This is a genomic window from Streptomyces sp. NPDC014006, assembly GCF_043088925.1.
Taxonomy (GTDB): Bacteria; Actinomycetota; Actinomycetes; order Streptomycetales; family Streptomycetaceae; genus Streptomyces.
The window spans coordinates 84,985-101,534 of the sequence record NZ_JBICAJ010000018.1 but is presented as its reverse complement, the minus strand read 5'-3'; the positions used below and the strand labels follow the sequence as shown (position 1 = coordinate 101,534).

The 16,550-nt window shown below is 71.5% G+C and carries 16 protein-coding genes; 8 read left to right on the top strand and 8 right to left on the bottom strand.

What is annotated here, in order from left to right:
- The first annotated feature begins 238 nt into the window (after nt 1-238).
- The gene (locus ACF1GV_RS38530) at nt 239-2,056 is read left to right on the top strand and encodes a trypsin-like serine peptidase (protein WP_391690960.1); all 1,818 of its coding nucleotides are present in this window, start codon (nt 239-241) and stop codon (nt 2,054-2,056) included.
- A 92-nt stretch (nt 2,057-2,148) separates the two neighbouring features.
- Here the strand turns inward: ACF1GV_RS38530 and ACF1GV_RS38525 are convergent, their stop codons facing one another.
- The 8 genes from ACF1GV_RS38525 to ACF1GV_RS38490 all read right to left on the bottom strand — a co-directional run bounded on the left by ACF1GV_RS38525 (nt 2,149) and on the right by ACF1GV_RS38490 (nt 9,285).
- Nucleotides 2,149-3,516, bottom strand: a complete 1,368-nt coding sequence (locus ACF1GV_RS38525) for a nucleobase:cation symporter-2 family protein (protein WP_391690957.1) — start codon at nt 3,514-3,516, stop codon at nt 2,149-2,151.
- A gap of 220 nt (nt 3,517-3,736) precedes the next feature.
- A complete protein-coding gene (locus tag ACF1GV_RS38520) occupies nt 3,737-5,122 on the bottom strand; it encodes an 8-oxoguanine deaminase (protein WP_391690954.1) in 1,386 nt (461 codons plus the stop codon).
- A 69-nt stretch (nt 5,123-5,191) separates the two neighbouring features.
- Entirely contained in the window at nt 5,192-6,604 is a 1,413-nt protein-coding gene (locus ACF1GV_RS38515; RefSeq protein ID WP_391690951.1) for a nucleobase:cation symporter-2 family protein, read from the bottom strand.
- A gap of 65 nt (nt 6,605-6,669) precedes the next feature.
- Nucleotides 6,670-7,605, bottom strand: a complete 936-nt coding sequence (gene pucL, locus ACF1GV_RS38510) for a factor-independent urate hydroxylase (RefSeq protein WP_391690949.1) — start codon at nt 7,603-7,605, stop codon at nt 6,670-6,672.
- Nucleotides 7,606-7,613: 8 nt separating this feature from the next.
- Nucleotides 7,614-8,027, bottom strand: coding sequence for a hydroxyisourate hydrolase (gene uraH, locus ACF1GV_RS38505; protein ID WP_391690946.1), 414 nt, complete (start codon nt 8,025-8,027; stop codon nt 7,614-7,616).
- Nucleotides 8,028-8,035: 8 nt separating this feature from the next.
- Nucleotides 8,036-8,545, bottom strand: a complete 510-nt coding sequence (gene uraD / locus ACF1GV_RS38500) for a 2-oxo-4-hydroxy-4-carboxy-5-ureidoimidazoline decarboxylase (RefSeq protein WP_391690943.1) — start codon at nt 8,543-8,545, stop codon at nt 8,036-8,038.
- 126 nt (nt 8,546-8,671) lie between these two features.
- Nucleotides 8,672-9,040 carry a helix-turn-helix domain-containing protein gene (locus ACF1GV_RS38495; RefSeq protein ID WP_363262056.1) on the bottom strand — a complete coding sequence of 123 codons (369 nt, stop codon included), beginning with the start codon at nt 9,038-9,040 and terminating at the stop codon, nt 8,672-8,674.
- Complete coding sequence (locus ACF1GV_RS38490) at nt 9,037-9,285, bottom strand: hypothetical protein (RefSeq protein ID WP_363262057.1); 249 nt, start codon at nt 9,283-9,285, stop codon at nt 9,037-9,039. Before ACF1GV_RS38490 ends, ACF1GV_RS38495 begins: the two co-directional genes overlap by 4 nt.
- Before the next feature lie 141 nt (nt 9,286-9,426).
- Between ACF1GV_RS38490 and ACF1GV_RS38485 the strand changes: the two genes are divergently transcribed.
- The 7 genes from ACF1GV_RS38485 (at nt 9,427) to ACF1GV_RS38455 (ending at nt 16,464) form a co-directional block, all read left to right on the top strand.
- On the top strand, nt 9,427-10,476 hold the full coding sequence (locus tag ACF1GV_RS38485; RefSeq protein WP_391690940.1) for a lytic transglycosylase domain-containing protein: 1,050 nt from the start codon (nt 9,427-9,429) through the stop codon (nt 10,474-10,476).
- 54 nt (nt 10,477-10,530) lie between these two features.
- Nucleotides 10,531-11,589 (top strand): sigma-70 family RNA polymerase sigma factor, encoded by a 1,059-nt coding sequence (locus tag ACF1GV_RS38480; RefSeq protein WP_391690937.1) that lies wholly within the window; start codon nt 10,531-10,533, stop codon nt 11,587-11,589.
- A gap of 99 nt (nt 11,590-11,688) precedes the next feature.
- Complete coding sequence (locus tag ACF1GV_RS38475; RefSeq protein ID WP_391690934.1) at nt 11,689-12,618, top strand: ABC transporter ATP-binding protein; 930 nt, start codon at nt 11,689-11,691, stop codon at nt 12,616-12,618.
- The gene (locus ACF1GV_RS38470) at nt 12,615-13,385 is read left to right on the top strand and encodes an MlaE family ABC transporter permease (protein WP_391690931.1); all 771 of its coding nucleotides are present in this window, start codon (nt 12,615-12,617) and stop codon (nt 13,383-13,385) included. Before ACF1GV_RS38475 ends, ACF1GV_RS38470 begins: the two co-directional genes overlap by 4 nt.
- Before the next feature lie 3 nt (nt 13,386-13,388).
- The gene (locus ACF1GV_RS38465; protein WP_363262063.1) at nt 13,389-14,204 is read left to right on the top strand and encodes an ABC transporter permease; all 816 of its coding nucleotides are present in this window, start codon (nt 13,389-13,391) and stop codon (nt 14,202-14,204) included.
- A gap of 5 nt (nt 14,205-14,209) precedes the next feature.
- On the top strand, nt 14,210-15,445 hold the full coding sequence (locus tag ACF1GV_RS38460) for an MCE family protein (protein ID WP_391690928.1): 1,236 nt from the start codon (nt 14,210-14,212) through the stop codon (nt 15,443-15,445).
- Nucleotides 15,442-16,464 (top strand): MCE family protein, encoded by a 1,023-nt coding sequence (locus ACF1GV_RS38455; RefSeq protein ID WP_391690925.1) that lies wholly within the window; start codon nt 15,442-15,444, stop codon nt 16,462-16,464. The genes ACF1GV_RS38460 and ACF1GV_RS38455 overlap by 4 nt, the downstream gene beginning before the upstream one ends.
- Nucleotides 16,465-16,550: the final 86 nt, after the last annotated feature.

The window sequence follows — 16,550 nt, the reverse complement described above, 5'->3', positions numbered from 1 at the left end:
GGGGCCGGCCCCGGGCGGGCCCGGGGGGCGGCGGCCGCCGGCGCCCCCCCCCCCCCGGGGGGGGCCGGGGGGGGGGGGGCCCGGGGGGGGGGGGGGGGCCCCCCCCCCCCCGCCGCATCCGAACGGCCCGCCGCATCCGAACGGCCCGCCGTCTCCGGACGACGTGCCGACTTCGTAGGACGTCACCACCGCACCCTGCCCCGTCACCCCTCACTCTCCCCGGACCCTGGAGCATCCCTTGCCCCTCAGACGCGGTCTGAGCCGCTTCTCCGCCACCGCCGCCCTCTGCACGGCCCTGCTCGCCTCCGTTCCCCCGGCATCCGCCGCACCCGGCGCCGCCGCCGACGGCTGGGACGCGGCGGCGGCCCTCCGCTTCTGGACACCCCAGCGCCTGGCCTCCGCCACGGATCCCTCGGCGCCCACGCCGACCTCCTCCGCACGCACGGGCCCGGCCCCCCGAACGGCCGGGGCGGCGGCCCCGCGCGGGGCCCGGGGCGTACAGGGGGCCGGGGTCGCGGCCACCCACTTCGACGGCATCCGGTCCGTCGGCATGCTCTTCCAGGTCGATCGCGAGATGCGGGCGCACTACTGCTCGGCCGCCACCGTCCTCAGCCCCGGCGGCGGGCTCATCCTGACCGCCGGGCACTGCGCCGGCGCCAAGGCGGTCTTCGTCCCCCGCTACGATCCGGCGAAACCGCTCGACGGGCAGCCGTACGGCGTCTGGCCCGTCTCGGAGTGGTTCCTCGACCCGCAGTACAAGCGCAACACCACCGCGCCCGAGTCCGACCTCGACGTCGCCTTCGGCCGTGTCGCCCCCGAGGGTGAGCGGCGTCTTCAGGACGTGGCCGGCGGCAACACCCTCGTCCGCACGCCCCGCCCCGACAACGACGTCACGGTGGTCGGCTATCCCTCGGTGGGCCACAATCCGCAGGACCGGCCCGTGCGCTGCGCCACCCGCACCGGGGCGCTGCCCGGTTTCCAGCAGATGCGGATCGACTGCGCCGGGATGTGGGGCGGCGTCTCCGGCGGGCCCTGGTTCTCGCACCTGGACGACAAGGAGGGCACGGGCGAGATCATCGGCAACGTCGGCGGCTACAACGGCGGGGGTCCCGACGTCCCCTCGGGCGACCCCCTCTACGACCGGATCACGTACAGCCCGCTCTACGGCGAGCGCATACTGCGCCTCTACGACGACGCCCAGAACGGCCGCCACGACGATCCGGGCCCTTACCAGCAGCCCGTCCCGCCGTTCGCGCTGGGCGGCACGGAACGCTGGCGGCAGGCCAGGCTCACGGCGGCGGGCGACTTCACCGCCGCCGTCCAGGACGATCTCGTGGTGGTGTGGACGGACGGCTCGGCCACCCTCTTCCAGGGGTCGGACGGGAAGGACCCGTCCGTGCCGTTCGTCGCCCAGTACCAGATCGCCAAGCCGGGCAGCGTGTGGCAGCACGCCCGGGCGATCGCCGGCGGAGGCTTCGCCGCCGGCGGCGAGGGCCTCGTGGTGCGCTGGGGCGACGGCGAGGTCAGCCAGTACACGACCGTCGACCGCAGCGGCTTCCACGGCGAGAAGATGCTCACCGCCAAGAACGCCACCTGGCAGAACGCCAAGCTCGTCACCCTCGGCCGCTTCAACGGCGGCCCCCTGCGCGACGACCTGCTCGTCGTGTGGGCGAGCGGCACCGTGTCGATCTACCCCGACCTCGGCGCCAACGCCCTGCGCAAGGAAACCCAGATCGCCAAGAGCGACAAGACGTGGACCTACGCCGGACAGATCGGCACGGGCGACTTCACCGGGGGCAAGTCCTCCGACCTGATGGTCCGCTGGATCGACGGCGAGACCACGATCTACCCGGCGGTCGACCTCAAGGGCCTGCACGGCGAGAAGACGATCCGCCCCGCCAATTCCCCCTGGAGCAACGCCACGGTCCTGACCACCGGCGCCTTCACCCAGAACAAGGCCGCCAACGACGTCCTCGTCCGCTGGAGCGACGGCCGCCTCACCCTGCACCCGAACGTGAACACCGCCGGACTGCACGAGGAGTACCCCCTGGCCTGACCCGGCCTGCGGGCTGCCCGCCGTCGTGGAACGGCCGGGGGCGACGGCATCGTGCCCGTCTCCCCCGGCCGGTCGCGTCCTGACCGTCGCTCTCAGTGTGCAGCGGCGATCTCCTCCCCTGCCTCCATGGGGTGGGTGACGTCCTGGGCCGCTCGGTCCTTGCCGATGTGGTTGAAGAGGAGGTTGAGCACCACGGCCGTCACACAGCCCGTCGAGATGCCCGAGTCCAGGACGATCTTCGCGGTCTCGGGGAAGGAGTGGTAGAACTCCGGCGCGGTGATCGGGATGATGCCGACGGCGAGGGAGACGGCCACGATCAGGACGTTGTTGTCCCGCTCCAGGCCGGCCCGCACCAGGGTCTGGATGCCGCTCGCCGCGACCGAGCCGAACAGCACCACGCCGGCGCCGCCGAGGACCGGGCGGGGCACGACCGCGATCAGCGAGGCGGCCATCGGGCACAGGCCCATCAGGACCAGGAAGCCGCCGCCGGTGGCGACGACGTACCGGCTGCGGATCCTCGTCATCGCGACCAGGCCGATGTTCTGCGCGAAGGCGCTGCACATGAAGCCGTTGAACAGCGGGCTGATCGCCGAGCCGAGGGTGTCGGCGCGCAGGCCGGCCGCGATGGTCTTCTCGTCGGCGGGACGCTCGACGATCTCACCGAGCGCCAGCATGTCGGCCGTCGACTCGGTCATCGAGACCACCATCACCACGCACAGGGAGAGGATCGCCGCGAGTTGGAACTGCGGGGCGCCGAAGTGGAACGGGGTCGGGAAGCCGACGATGTCGGCCTCGCCGACGGGGCTGAAGTCCGTGACGCCGAAGGGTATCGCGATGAGCGTGCCGATGATCAGGCCGAGCAGTACGGCGATCTGCTTGACGAAGCCGCGGGTGAAGCGGCGCAGCAGCAGCACGATCAGCAGGGTGATGCCGGCCAGGGTGAGGTAGGTCGTCGAACCGTAGTCGTCGGCTTTCGGGTTGGGGCCCTGGGCCCACCCGAAGGCGACCGGGAGCAGGGACACGCCGATCAGGGTGATCACGGAGCCCGTGACGACCGGCGGGAAGAAGCGGACCGCCTTGCAGAAGAGGGGGGCGGCGAGGAAGCCGAGCAGGCCGGCGACGATGACCGCGCCGAAGATGATCGGCAGGGCGTCGGACTTGTCGTGGGTGGAGGCGACCACCGCGGTCATGGGGGCGACACCGGCGAAGGTGACGCCGTTGACGAAGGGCAGCCGGGCACCGATCTTCCAGATGCCGAGGGTCTGCAGAAACGTGGCGAGGCCCGCGGTGAACAGGCAGGCGCCGGTGAGGAAGGTCAGGTCGGTGCCGGAGAGGCCTACGGCCGCACCGACGATCAGGGGTGGTGCGACGACTCCGGCGTACATGGCGGCCACATGCTGCAGGCCACTGGTCGCCATCTTGAGGGCGGGGAGTTTTTCGTCTACGGGATGGGCGGCCACAGCTGCTCCTCCGGGCGGCTAACACGTCGTGGGGCGACGTGGATTTCATGGAGGTGGTGCGGGGGTCGTGCGGGACCGTGACGGGGGGTGGCGCGGTGAGCGGTGACACCGTTCCGGGGCGCACGCTCTCACGCGCGCCCCGGAGACGGCTGCCGTGGATCCCGCTCGGATCCACGGTTCCCGGCCGGGAGCCGTCCCTCTCGGCCGGAGACTTGGGGGATCAGGCCTGCGCGCTGATCCGGGCGAGGCGCTGTGCCTCCTCGCGGGTGGAGCGGGCGACGGTGTCCTCGTCGACGGTGAGCAGGCGCCCGTCCTCCACGATCTGGCGGCCGTTGACGAACGAGGCGGTGACCGGGGCGGCCGCGCCGAAGACCAGCGCGGTCACCGGGTCGGCGATGGAGGCGTGGGCGAGGGTGTCCATCCTCCACAGCACCACGTCGGCCAGCTTGCCCGCCTCCAGCGAGCCGATCTGGTCGGCCCGGCCGAGCACCCGCGCTCCGCCGTGGGTGCCGAGGCGCAGTGCCTGGCGGGCGTTCAGCGCGGCCTCGCGGTGCGCGCCGAGGCGGTTGATCAGCAGGGCGTTGCGCAGCTCGGTGTGCAGTTCACCTGACTCGTTGGAGGCGGTGCCGTCGACGCCGAGACCGACCGGGACGCCCGCGGCGAGCATGTCGGGGACGCGGGCGATGCCGGCCGCGAGGCGGGCGTTGGACGACGGGCAGTGGGCGACGCCGGTCTTCGTGCGGGCGAACGCGGCGATGTCGGAGTCGGTCATGTGGACGCAGTGCGCCATCCACACGTCCTCACCGAGCCAGCCCGTCGACTCGAAGTAGTCGGTGGGGCCCATGCCGAACAGCTCGTGGCAGAACTTCTCCTCCTCCACGGTCTCCGAGCCGTGAGTGTGCAGCCGCACGCCGAGGCGGCGGGCCAACTCGGCGCCGTGCCGCATGAGTTCGGTCGACACGGAGAACGGCGAGCAGGGCGCGACGGCCACCTGGGTCATCGCGTCGAAGGAGGCGTCGTGGTGCTTGCGGACGGTGTCCTCGGTCGCCGCGAGCGCGCCTTCCAGCGTCTCCACCGCGAAGTCCGGCGGCAGCCCGCCGTCCTTGACGCTGCGGTCCATCGAGCCGCGGGCCAGCGTGAAGCGCACACCCATCTCGGCGGCGGCCTTGATGATCGCGCCGGACAGGTCACCGGAGCCGTGCGGGAAGACGTAGTGGTGGTCCATGGCTGTGGTGACACCGCCGCGGGCCATCATGGCGAGCGATCCCTGCGCGGCCGAGTAGCACATCTGCTCGTCGATGCGCGCCCACGTCGGGTACAGCGCGACCAGCCAGTCGAAAAGGTTGTGGTCGGTGGCCAGACCCCGGGTGATCCACTGGTAGAAGTGGTGGTGGGTGTTGACCAGACCGGGCGTGGCCAGGTGGCCGCTCGCGTCGATCCGGCGCACCACGTTCTGCAGGCCCTCGGGGGCCTTTCCGGCGCCGACCGACTCGATCCTGTTCCCGGCGAGGACGAGATGTCCCGACACGTACTCGGTGTCGTCCGCGTCCACGGTGGCGATCGCGCAGTTCTCGATCACGATGCGCTGGGCTGCCGATACTGCCATCGTGCTTCCTTGTCTTTCGGTGGCGGCCCGTGGACGAGGGTGAGTCCACGGGGAGGGCACGGCAGGACCCTAGGAGGATTTGAGTGCCGGGGCTGTCTGGCCGCTCCGGGTGCCGAGGTGATGGAAGAACAGGTTGAGCAGGACCGCGACGAGCGCGCCGGCGCTGATGCCGGAGCCGAGCACCGTCTGCGCCCAGGCGGGGAAGTCGGCGTAGAAGGTGGGGGCGGCCAGCGGGATGATGCCCGCGCCGAGCGCCACGGCCACCAGAATGATGTTGGAGCTGTCGTCCAGGCCGGCTTCCGACAGGGTGCGGATGCCGCTGACGGCGATCGAGCCGAACAGCACGATGCCCGCGCCGCCGAGGACCGGCATGGGGACCACGGAGACGACCGCACCGAGGACAGGGAAGGCGCCGAGGACCAGCAGGGTCGCGCCGGCGACGGCGACGACGTAGCGGCTGCGCACCCGGGTCAGCGAGACGACACCGACGTTCTGGGCGAAGGCCGAGGTGGGGAAGCCGCCGAAGACCGGCCCGATCAGGGTGGCGATGCCGTCGGTGCGCAGGCCCCGGGTGATCGTCTTCGCGTTGGCGCGGCGGTCGCAGATCTCGCCGAGGGCGAGCATGCCGGCGGACGACTCGGTCATCAGCACGAGCATCACGATGCACAGCGACAGGATCGCCGCGGGCTGGAACTCGGGCGCTCCGAAGGCGAACGGCGTGGGCAGCGCGGCCACGGGCGCCGACCTGAAGGCGCTGAAGTCGGCCATGCCGAACGGGATGGCGACCAGGGTGCCGACGAGCAGCCCGAAGAGCAGGGCGACCTGCTTGACGAAGCCCTTGCCGAAGCGCTGGATGAGCAGGATGACGGCGAGGGTGAACCCGGCCAGCGCGAGGTACTTCATGGCGCCGAAGTCGGCGGCGGTCTTGTCGCCGCCCTGCGCCCAGCTGACGGGCACGGGCATCAGGGTGACGCCGATGAGCGTGATGACGACACCGGTGACCAGCGGCGGGAAGAAGCGCAGCAGCCGCCCGAAGAAGGGCCCGACGCCCAGGCAGAAGACACCGGCGACCATCACCGCACCGTAGATCGCGGGGAGTTGGTGGCCCTTGTCGTTGGTCTCGGCGATCGCGAGGATCGGGGCGATACCGGCGGAGGAGGCGGCGTTGACGAAGGGCAGCCGGTTGCCGACGAAGCCCTTGACGCCGATGGTCTGGAGAATGGTCGCGACGCCCGCGATGAGCAGGGAGGCGGCGATCAGCCGGGTGCGGGCCGCGATGTCGAGTCCGCAGGCCTGGCCGATGATGAGCGGAGGAGTGACAACGCCTGCGTACATGGCGGCGATGTGCTGGAGCGCGGCGGGGACGAGCCGCGAGAGGTGGAGCTTCTCGTCCACCGGGTGCACGGACGTGACGGCGTCCTCGGTGTGCACCGGCGGGGTGGAACAGGAGCCCTTCACCGGCTCCCTTGCAGGCTGTGCCATTGTGTTCCCTCCGGTGTGGCGTGTCCCCGGGCCCGGCGGCCGGGTCCGGGGACACGCGCCCCGCGTCAGAGGTTGGTCATGTCGACCGGGATGAGCTGCTCGGCGCCGTCCCGCAGGATGGTGGCCTCGATCAGGCCGTAGGGGCGGTCGGCGGCGTAGTACACGGCGCCGTCCTTCGCCTCGTTGTCGATCCCGAAGGGCGACAGGTCCGAGCGGAAGTGGTGCTTGTTGGGCATCGAGAAGCGGATCTCGTCGACCTCGTCGCGCGAGTTCAGCACCCGCACACCCATCTCGAACAGGGTCTGCTGGAGCGAGTACGAGTAGGTCTCGGCGAACGCCTGCAGCGCGTGCTTGCGCACCCCGTTGTACGAGCGGTCCCAGTCCGGGGCGTGCGAGTCGATGCCGTCCCAGTTGTGCCGCCACCAGGTGGAGACGGTGGTGGCGAGGATCCGGTCGTAGTCCTCCTTCAGGGTGGTGTACTTGTCCTTCAGGTAGCCCCAGAACTCGGAGTTGGTCGTGTTCAGGACGGTCAGGTCCTTGAACCCGGAGAGCACCTGGATGCCGTGGCCGTCGTAGGTGATCTCCGCGACGCGGGTCTCCTGGCCCTTGCGGACGAAGGAGTGCGCGATCTCGTCGGAGCCGACGAAGCGGGCGCCGGACTGCGAGGTCTCGATCCGCTCCCAGCCGTACTCCTCGACGCGGATGCGGGCCCGGTGGATGGACGCGGTGTTGTCCACGAAGTGGCGGGCGAGCTTGATGCCGAAGTCCTCGGCGCTCTCGATCCCGTGCTCCTTGGCGAAGGCGTACACCGTGTTCTTGGTGGTGTCGGTGGGCAGGACGTTCGCGTTGGAACCGCTCCGGTGGACCTCCTCCATGTCGCCGGACAGGGCGACGGAGACGTTCAGGTCCTTGATGTGGTGCGTGTCGCCGTCACGCGTGATCTTGACAACGCGGTTCTCTGCCTTGCCGTACTGGTTCTGTCCCAGGACGAAACGGGTCATGGTGTCGGTCAGCTCCCTCGGTAAACGGAGTAGCCGAACGGGTTGAGCAGCAGCGGAACGTGGTAGTGCTCACCGGGCACCACCGCGAAGGCGATGGAGACCTCGGGGAAGAACACCGGCCGGCTGTTCTCGCTGTCCCGGAGCGCGGGGGCGTCCTGCTGGGCCGCGGCTTGTTTCTTGGCGAAGTACGACTCGGTGTCGAAGTCGAGCCGTACGTGGGTGGTCCCCTCCGGCAGGGCCGGGAGGTCCTTGCACCGCCCGTCCGCGTCGGTGGCCGAACCGCCGAGCGCCTGCCAGTCCGCGTCGAGCCCGGAGCGGGCCGACAGGTGGACGGCGACGGCCTCGGCGGGCCGGCCGACGGAGGTGTCCAGGATGTGCGTGGACACCGAACTTTTCGGCGAGGCCGCGGTGCTTGTGCTCATGGCTGCTGTCAGTCCTCTTCGACGAGTCGTGCCAGTCGGATGCGGTTGATCTTGCCCAGCTCGGTGCGGACGATCTCCCGCTCCTGCTCCGGCGAGTTACCGATCCGCTCCTTGACGGCATCCCGCATCTGCTCACCGGTCCGGCCGGTGGCGCAGATCAGGAAGACATGGCCGAACTTCTCCTGGTAGGCCAGGTTCAGTTCGAGCATCTCCGCCCTGAGCTCCTCGGATGCGCCGGCCATGCCGCGCTGTTCCCGGGCCGAGGTGGGATCCCCCGGCTTGGGGCGGCCGATCGGCGGGTGCCCGGCCATGGCCTCCTCGAGGTCCTGCGCGGTCAGCTCCGCCATGGCGGCGTCGCTGGCTGCGTAGAGATCCTCGGGGACGGCGTAGGGGCGGGCCGCGAGCAACCGCTTGGCCCACGCCGTGGACGAGCACGCCTCGTGGAGTGCGGCGAGAGCCGCCTGCTCCTCGAGGGTGTTGAAGCGGGCCAGGCCCGGCGGCGTGGAAGTGGACGTCACGGGAGCCTCCGTGGCCGTAAAGGCCGTCGTGCTGAACGGGCGTGGCAGTAGCTAACGCCGTCCGAAACACCACGTCAACACTTTGTTGAAAAATTGGGGGGAGGAAAACTCCCGTACGCGCGCCGGTCAGGCGTCTTTCTCGCGGTTCAGGTAGTTGTAGACCGTGAAGCGGCTGACGCCGAGCGCCCCGGCCACGGTCTCCACGCCGTGCCGCACGGAGAACGCGCCGCGGGCCTCCAGTATGCGCACGACCTCCTGCTTGGCCTTGCGGTCCAGATCGGCCAGCGGTCTGCCCTTTCTGCGCTCCATGGCGGCCAGGATGTGGTCGAGGGAGTCCGCGAGCTGCGGCAGCCGTACCGCGACCGCGTCGCTGCCCTCCCAGGACAGCACGACGTCCTCCGGAGCGGCCTCGTCCGGCGGCAGCATCTCGCCGCCGATCGCGTCGACCAGCGGCTTCACCGCCGCGATGAACGGCTCGTCGCCGGTGCCGGTCACTCGTCCTCCCCGACCACGTTGACCTGGAGGGAGACGCGGGTCGCGCCGGCCTCGAGAGTCTTGCGCAGCAGCGCGTCCACGGCCGTGAGGACGGCGTCGGCACCGCCCTCCGCGGTGTTGCCGAACGGGCCGACGTCCACGGCCTCCAGCTCGGCCGTCTCGATGACCCGGCGAGCGACCACCGCATGCGCGGGCGCCTCGTCGAGGTCGAAGGGCTCGGTCGTGAACTCCACTCTCAATCGCACGCGCACAACCTAACCCGCGTCCCGGAGGTTCGGGCAGTGCCCAGCACATCCCGCGACGGACCGGCAGCCCCGCCGCGTAGAGCAGGTGACGGCACGACCACAGGGAGGGGTCACGACGTGGCAGGGCAGAGAGTGAGACGGATGCGGGGTACGGCGCTCGCGGTGGCGGCGATGAGCGCGCTGACCGCGTCGCAGGCGCCGGGGGCGGTGCCGGTGCGGGCCGCGGCGCCCGTGCCGCGGGCGCCCGCCGCACACGGTCCGAGCGTCTCCGGCGACACCCCCTACCGCACCGGGCTGCCGCCGCTGCGCACGCGCGGGAGGTCCCGAGCCGGTGCTCCGGTGGCGGGTGGTGCGGTACCCGTGAGCGTGTTCGCCGCCTACCGGCGGGCCGAGGCGCGGCTTGCGCGGGAGGCTCCCGGCTGCCGGCTGCGCTGGCAGCTGCTGGCGGCGATCGGGCAGGTGGAGTCCGGGCAGGCGCGAGGCGGCCGGGTGACGTCCGACGGTACGACGGTGACGCCGATCCTCGGGCCCCGGCTGACCGGCGGCGCCTTCGCCCTCGTGGCGGACACCGACGGCGGTGCGTACGACGGGGACCCGGTGTACGACCGCGCGGTCGGGCCGATGCAGTTCATCCCGTCGACCTGGGCCCGCTGGGGCGCCGACGGCAACGGCGACGGCCGCCGGGACCCGGGCAACATCCATGACGCGGCCCTCGCCGCCGGGCGCTACCTGTGCGCGGGAGGACGCGACCTGTCCGTCCCGGCCCAGCGGGACCGGGCGATCCTCGGCTACAACCACTCGACGGCGTATCTGCGCACGGTGCTGGCCTGGTACGGGTACTTCCTCCAAGGGCACCGCCTGGTGCCGGACGAGGGTTTCGGGGTGGCTCCCTCGACGTCCCCGCGCCCGCCCCGGCCCCGCAGCGAACCGACGCCAAAGCCGACGCCCGAGCCGACGCACGCGCACCCGCCCGCGCCGGTCCCCTCGGCCCGCTCCGGCGCGACCCCGTCGCCCACGCCGCCGGCGTCACCCTCACCCGCCCCGCGGGGAACGGAGGAACCCGCTCCTCCCCTCCCCACTCCTGTCACGGATCTGCCCGGTGGCCTGCTGTCCAGCGGTGATCCGCTGACCGGCAACGGTGCGGACACGATGGCCTCCGCCCCCTCCACAACCGCTGCTACCGGGCGGTAATGTCGCCTCCCGCCGGACGACACCAGCCCGGCGGGTGAGTGCGAAGGGGCCCTCATGGCGACGGACATGCCTGCGGACATACGGGCGGCCCAGGACCGCTGGGAGCGCATGTGGAGCCACCGCGAGCAGCTGCTCAAGGTGGCCCGGCGCCGGTCGATGAGCCAGGAGGACGCCGAGGACGCGGTGCACGAGGCGATGCTGCGCGCCGCGGAGCGGCCGGACCTGGACGACGAGCGTCTGGGCGCCTGGCTGACGACCGTGACCATGCGGCTGTGCGTCGACCGGTACCGCCAGGTCAACCGTGAGGCCCAGGTGCGCACCAGCCCGACACTCATCGCCCCCGGACCGGTGCCGGTGGAGGAGGCGGTGTGCGACCGGGCAGAGGCCAGATGGCTGGCCGTGCGCAGCGGTGAGCTGCCGGCCCGCCAGGCGGAGGCGCTGCGGTTGAAGTCCGAGGACCTCGACGTCGGCCAGGTCGCCACCCGGATGGGGCTGAGCTACCGGACCGTGGAGTCGCTGCTGGCGCGGGCCCGCCGGACGCTGCGCAACTCGCTGGCCGGGACGCTCGGCCTGGCCCTGTTCCTGGCCGGACGGGCCCGGCCGCGGCCCGGCGCAGGCAAGGCGCAGGCCGTCGCGGCGGCGTCGACGGCGGCCACGCTGGCGGTCGCCGGGTGGTTCGTCCTGCCGCACGCGGTCGACGCCGGCGGGTCTCCGACGCCGCCGCGCCCCACCGTGTCCCTCGGCGCTCAGGTGCTGCGTTCCGCCGGCAGCACCGGCACGCCCGCCGCCTCGCAGACGGGCGCGCCGCGTCCTTCGGCGACGGAGGGCGGCCCCCGGGCGACCGGCTCCCGCACCGGAGCATCGCCCCTGTCGCCGGCCGTTCCGTCCCTGCCGTCCCTCCCGTCCGTTCCCTCGGTCCGCTCCGTGGCGCCGCTGCCCACGCTGGCGGCACCCGAGGTGCCGCAGGTACCCGGCGTCCCCGATGTCCCCGGCGTCCCCGCGCTGCCGACCGGGCCCACGCCGCCGCCGGCCCCGACGCCGTCCACGCTCCCGTCCACCCCCGCCGTCCCGTCCGCCCAGCTCCCCGCCCCCACGCCGACCTCACTGCCGTAGAGGCACGTCGCAAAAATTTCCGGTTCCCCGCGACGGACCCCCCGCCCCTCCCCGTAGAGCAGATGTCGGAGCTGCGCCGCGGGCTGAAGGGTGGACCGGATGGGTGTCGAGATCTGTGTGGAGGGGCTGACCAAGTCCTTCGGTCACCAGGTCATCTGGCAGGACGTGTCGCTGACGCTGCCCGCCGGGGAGGTCTCGGTCATGCTCGGCCCGTCCGGTACGGGCAAGTCCGTGTTCCTCAAGACGCTCGTCGGCCTGCTGAAGCCCGAGCGCGGCTCGATCACGATCCAGGGCCGGGACATCACGAAGCTGCGCGAGCACGAGCTGTACGAGGTGCGCAAGCTGTTCGGTGTGCTGTTCCAGGACGGTGCGCTGTTCGGGTCGATGAACCTGTACGACAACATCGCCTTCCCGCTGCGCGAGCACACCCGCAAACCGGAGAGCGAGATCCGGCGGATCGTCCTCGAGAAGATGGACATGGTGGGGCTGATCGGCTCCGAGGGCAAGCTGCCCGGCGAGATCTCCGGCGGCATGCGCAAACGGGCGGGGCTCGCCCGGGCCCTGGTGCTCGACCCGGAGATCATCCTGTTCGACGAGCCCGACTCGGGTCTCGACCCGGTGCGCGTGGCCTACCTCAACCAGCTCATCGTCGACCTCAACGCGCAGATCGACGCCACCTTCCTGATCGTCACCCACGACATCGCCTCGGCCCGCCAGGTGCCGGACAACATCGGCCTGCTGTTCCGCCGTGAGCTGGTGATGTTCGGTCCCCGCGAGCAGCTGCTGACCAGCGACGAGCCGGTCGTGCGGCAGTTTCTGAACGGCCGGATGCAGGGCCCGATCGGCATGGCGGAGGAGAAGGACGCGGGGCAGGTCGAGCAGGAGCTGGCCGGCCTCGTGGAGGGGCCCGTCGGCCGGGAGCTGACGCCGCGGCTGCTGCCGGGTCCGGGCATCACGCGCCCGCCCCGCTGGCAGGCGATCGCCCGGCGCGAGGCCGAGCTGCGCGGGAAGGCGGTGGCCGACGCATGAGGCTGTCCCCGACCGGGGCGCTGAGGCACTCCGGGAACCTCTTCGCGATGGCCCTGGACGTCATCCGCACGCTGCCCCGGCGGCCTTTCCAGGCGCGGGAGTTCATCCAGCAGGCGTGGTTCGTCGCGAGCGTGACGATCCTGCCGACGGCGCTGGTGTCCATCCCCTTCGGCGCGGTCATCGCGCTGCAGATCGGCAGCCTGACCCGGCAGCTGGGCGCGCAGTCCTTCTCCGGGGCCGCCTCCGTGCTGGCGGTGCTGCGGGAGGCCTCGCCGATCGTCACCGCACTGCTGATCGCGGGCGCCGGCGGCACGGCGATCTGCGCGGACCTCGGGGCGCGGAAGATCCGCGAGGAGATCGACGCGATGCAGGTGCTGGGCATCGACCCGATCCACCGGCTGGTCGTGCCCCGCGTGCTGGCGTCGATGCTGGTCGCGGTGCTGCTCAACGGTCTGGTGTCGGTGGTCGGCGTGGCGGGCGGCTACTTCTTCAACGTCGTTCTGCAGCACGGCACTCCGGGCGCCTACCTCGCCTCCTTCACCACGCTCGCCCAGTTGTCCGACCTGTGGGCGGCGGAGGTCAAGGCGCTGGTGTTCGGCGCGATCGCCGCGATCGTCGCCTCGTACAAGGGACTCACCGCGAAAGGCGGCCCGAAGGGTGTGGGTGACGCGGTGAACCAGTCGGTGGTGATCACCTTCATGTTGTTGTTCGTGACGAACTTCGTGATGACCGCGGTGTACTTCCAGGTCGTCCCGCAGAGGGGTTAGCCGATGAGCCTTCTCCAACGCCCCTTGCGCTCCCTCGAAGAGCTGGGCACCCAACTCTCCTTCTACGGGCGCTCGCTGGCCTGGACCGGGCGCACCCTGCGCCGCTACAAGAAGGAGATCCTGCGCCTGCTCGCCGAGGTGAGCTTCGGCCGCGGCGCGCTCGCCGTGGTGGGCGGCACGGTCGGCGTGATCGCCTTCCTGTCGTTCTTCACCGGCACCGAGGTGGGCCTGCAGGGCTACGCCGCCCTCAACCAGCTCGGCACCTCGAACTTCGTGGCGTTCCTGTCGGCGTACTTCAACACGCGGGAGATCGCGCCCCTGGTGGCGGGCCTCGCGCTGTCGGCGACCGTCGGCGCGGGCTTCACCGCGCAGCTCGGCGCGATGCGGATCAGCGAGGAGACCGACGCCCTGGAGGTGATGGGCGTGCCCTCGCTGCCGTTCCTGGTGACCACGCGGATGATCGCCGGGTTCGTCGCGGTGATCCCGCTGTACGTGATCGGCCTGCTGTCCTCGTACCTGGCCGCCCGCACCATCACCACCGGCTACTACGGCCAGTCCGCGGGCACCTACGACCACTACTTCCACCAGTACCTGCCGCCGGCCGACGTGCTGTGGTCCTTCGGGAAGGTGCTCGTCTTCGCCGTCCTGATCATCCTGGTGCACTGCTTCTACGGCTATCACGCGAGCGGCGGCCCGGCGGGCGTGGGCGTTGCGGTGGGGCGGGCGGTGCGCACGTCGATCGTGGCGATCAACGTCCTGGACTTCTTCCTGTCGTTGGCGATCTGGGGCGCCAACACGACCGTGCGAATCGCGGGGTGAACCGAATGAGGGTGTGGAGACTGCGGCTGTACGGCGTGGTGTTCCTCGCCGTGCTGGCGTTGTTGCTGTCGCTGTCCGTCGCCGTCTACCGGCAGGCGTTCACGCCGGTGGTGCGGATCACGCTGGAGGCCGACAGCCTCGGCAACCAGCTCGACCCGCGCGCCGACGTCAAGCTGCGGGGGCTGCTGGTCGGTGAGGTGCGCGCGGTGCACGCCGACGGGACGAAGGCGTCGCTGGACCTCGCGCTCAAGCCCGAGTACGTCGCGCACATCCCGTCCGACGTGCACGCGCGCCTGCTGCCCAAGACGCTGTTCGGCGAGAAGTACGTCGACCTGGTCGCGCCCGCCACCCCTTCCGCGCGGCCGATCCGCGCCGGGGACGTCATCACCCAGGACCGCACCCGGGTCGGCATCGAGCTGCAGCAGCTGATGAACGACCTGCTGCCGCTGCTGCGGACCGTGCAACCCGGCAAGCTCAACGCCACCCTGTCCGCGTTCGCCACCGCCCTGGACGGGCGCGGCGACCGGATCGGCGACCACCTGACCCGCGTGGAGGCCTACCTGCGCCGCCTGAACCCGCACCTGCCGTCCCTGACCGAGGACATCGCCCGCTTCGCCCAGGTCGCCGAGATCTACGGCGACGCGGCCCCCGACCTGATGAACGTCCTGCGCAACACGGTCACCACCAGCCGCACGATCGTCGAGGAGAAGGACCGGCTGGCGGCGGCGCTGAAGGCCACCGCGACCGCCGCGGGCACCGGGGAGGACTTCCTCGCCGCGAACGGCGGCCGGCTGATCACCCTGGGCCGGGTCTCCCGCCCCACGCTGGGCCTCTTCGCCCGGTACGCGCCCGAGTACCCGTGCCTGCTGGCCGGCCTGGTCCGCGAGGAGAAGGCCTCGGAGGAGGCGTTCCGCGGCGGGAAGATGCACATCACGCTCGAAGCGGTACGGCAGCAGGGGGCGTACGAACCCGGTGAGTACCCCCGGTACGCGGAGCGGTCGGGGCCCAACTGCCGTGACCTGCCCCGTCCCCCGGTCCCGGCACCCGGGTTCCCCCTGGACGACGGCTCGCGCAAGGGTGGTTCTCCCTCGCCCGCCGGGGCCACCGCGACCCGGGCCGAGCAGCAGGCGGTCGGGGCACTGGTGGCGCCGGTCATGGGGGTGCCCGCCGACGAGGTGCCGCCGGTGGCGACGCTGCTGTTCGGTCCGATGGCGCGCGGGACGGCGGTGAGCGTCATATGAGGAAGACCGCCGCTCCGCTGATCAAGTTCAGCCTGTTCGCGCTGGTCACCGTCCTGGCGACGGCTCTGCTCGCGGCCACCATCGTGAACATCTCCTTCACCCCCGAGCACACCTACCGGGCGGTGTTCAGCGACGTCACCGGGCTCGAGAAGGGCGACGACATCCGGGTGGCCGGGGTGCGGGTCGGCCAGGTCGAGGACATCCGGATCAAGGACCGGACGCTGGCGGAGGTCGCCTTCACCGTCCGGGCCGACCGGCCGCTGTTCACCGGCACGCACGCCGTGATCCGCTACCGCAACCTGGTCGGGCAGCGGTACGTCGCGCTGACCGAGGGCGCGGGCGACGGCAGCCGGCTGGCGCCCGGCACGACGATCCCGCTGCGGCACACCCAGCCGGCGCTGGACCTCAACGCGCTGCTGAACGGGTTCAAACCGCTGTTCGCCGCGCTGAGCCCGAGCGATGTCAACCAGCTCGCCACCGAGATCATCCGGACGCTGCAGGGCGAGGGCGGCACCGTCAACAGCCTGTTGGTGCACACCGCCTCGCTCACCACGACGCTTGCCGACCGGGACCAGCTCATCGGCTCGGTGATCGACAACCTCAACACCGTCCTGACGACCCTGGACCAGCGCGGCGCCCGCTTCTCCGAACTGCTGACGCAGCTGCGCCGGGTGATCTCCGGGCTGTCCGCGGACCGGGGGCCCATCGGGCAGTCGCTGGTGAACATCGGCGGCCTGACCGGGGCCACGGCGGGGCTGCTGAAGGACGCGCGTCCACCGCTGAAGGACGACATCGCCCGGCTGACCGGTCTCACCGGGACGCTGAACCGGAACGAGAAGACCGTGGAGGGCGTGCTGAAACGGCTGCCGAACAAGCTCAACGCGCTGACCGGGACGGCGTCCTACGGCTCGTGGTTCAACTTCTACCTCTGCGACTTCGACGGCCGGATCGTGCTGCCGAAGACGCGGCAGGTGTTCACTCCGGATATGCACGTGGCGAGGGCGAGGTGCGGAGCGTGAGCCGTGACAGGCGTCCCGAGCCCCTGATCAGGGTGCGCATCGAACCGCCGAGGCTGCCGAAGATACGGCTGCCCCGCCGCACGCCC

Bases quoted from the DNA above. Each gene is read 5' to 3' on its own strand.
- ACF1GV_RS38465 (WP_363262063.1), top strand. From the start codon at position 13,389: ATGAGCCTTCTCCAACGCCCCTTGCGCTCCCTCGAAGAGCTGGGCACC.
- ACF1GV_RS38460 (WP_391690928.1), top strand. From the start codon at position 14,210: ATGAGGGTGTGGAGACTGCGGCTGTACGGCGTGGTGTTCCTCGCCGTG.
- ACF1GV_RS38520 (WP_391690954.1), bottom strand. From the start codon at position 5,122: ATGGCAGTATCGGCAGCCCAGCGCATCGTGATCGAGAACTGCGCGATC.
- pucL (WP_391690949.1), bottom strand. From the start codon at position 7,605: ATGACCCGTTTCGTCCTGGGACAGAACCAGTACGGCAAGGCAGAGAAC.
- ACF1GV_RS38480 (WP_391690937.1), top strand. From the start codon at position 10,531: ATGGCGACGGACATGCCTGCGGACATACGGGCGGCCCAGGACCGCTGG.
- ACF1GV_RS38475 (WP_391690934.1), top strand. From the start codon at position 11,689: ATGGGTGTCGAGATCTGTGTGGAGGGGCTGACCAAGTCCTTCGGTCAC.
- uraH (WP_391690946.1), bottom strand. From the start codon at position 8,027: ATGAGCACAAGCACCGCGGCCTCGCCGAAAAGTTCGGTGTCCACGCAC.
- ACF1GV_RS38485 (WP_391690940.1), top strand. From the start codon at position 9,427: ATGCGGGGTACGGCGCTCGCGGTGGCGGCGATGAGCGCGCTGACCGCG.
- ACF1GV_RS38470 (WP_391690931.1), top strand. From the start codon at position 12,615: ATGAGGCTGTCCCCGACCGGGGCGCTGAGGCACTCCGGGAACCTCTTC.
- ACF1GV_RS38515 (WP_391690951.1), bottom strand. From the start codon at position 6,604: ATGGCACAGCCTGCAAGGGAGCCGGTGAAGGGCTCCTGTTCCACCCCG.
- ACF1GV_RS38455 (WP_391690925.1), top strand. From the start codon at position 15,442: ATGAGGAAGACCGCCGCTCCGCTGATCAAGTTCAGCCTGTTCGCGCTG.